Origin of the sequence: Rhodoplanes sp. SY1 (assembly GCF_046000175.1) — a bacterium.
Classification (GTDB): domain Bacteria; phylum Pseudomonadota; class Alphaproteobacteria; order Rhizobiales; family Xanthobacteraceae; genus Rhodoplanes.
On sequence record NZ_JBEOMB010000362.1, the window covers coordinates 1 to 692 of the forward strand.

General features: G+C 65.8%; 1 protein-coding gene. It reads right to left on the reverse strand.

From position 1 onward, the window contains the following. Positions 1-45: 45 nt before the first annotated feature. Positions 46-692, reverse strand: a 647-nt coding sequence (locus ABTU92_RS29675) for a type II secretion system F family protein (protein WP_408095130.1), incomplete at its 5' end; no start/stop codon positions are given.

Consider the following 692-nt stretch of genomic DNA (forward strand, 5'->3'; position numbering starts at 1 on the left):
GCCGCGGCGCTCTCGTCAATTGGGACGTCGTCATGAGATGCTCCTTCAACCGACCACCTGTGTGACCGACAGCAGCGCCGTCATCACGGAGACGATCAGTCCCCCCACGACGATGCTGATCGTGACGATCGCCGCCGGCCCGATGATCCCGACGATGCGGTCGAGCTGTCGTTGCAGCTTGGCCTCGTAGAATTCGGCGACACGGCCGGCGAGCACCGGGAGCTGGCCCGTCTCCTCGCCCAGGCGCAGCATACGGACCGCCATGGCCGGGAGCACCGCGGATGCCGCCAGAGCTTCCGAGAGCTTTCCGCCGTGGCGGACCCGGTCCGCCATCTGGGTCCAGATCGTGGCGTTCCCGGTCTCGGCCATGATGTCGATCAGGATACGCAAGGTCGCGGTCAACGTGACGCCGCTGGCCAGCAGCACGCCGAGGTTGCGGCAGAACAGAGCGGCGCTATGAAACTCGAAGATCGACGACATGATCGGCAGCCGTGCGACCGCAGTGAAGAGCCATTCACGAAACCCGGGCCTTCGCCACAGCAGCCAGCCTGCCGTCGACAGCGCGACGAGAAGGGAGGCGATCTCGGCACCGTTGCCGCGGATGAGATCGGACAGCGCCATGAACGACTCGATGACCGGGTCCGGCTTGGCGTTGAAGTCGCGCAGAACCGACGAGAACTGCGGCAGCACGA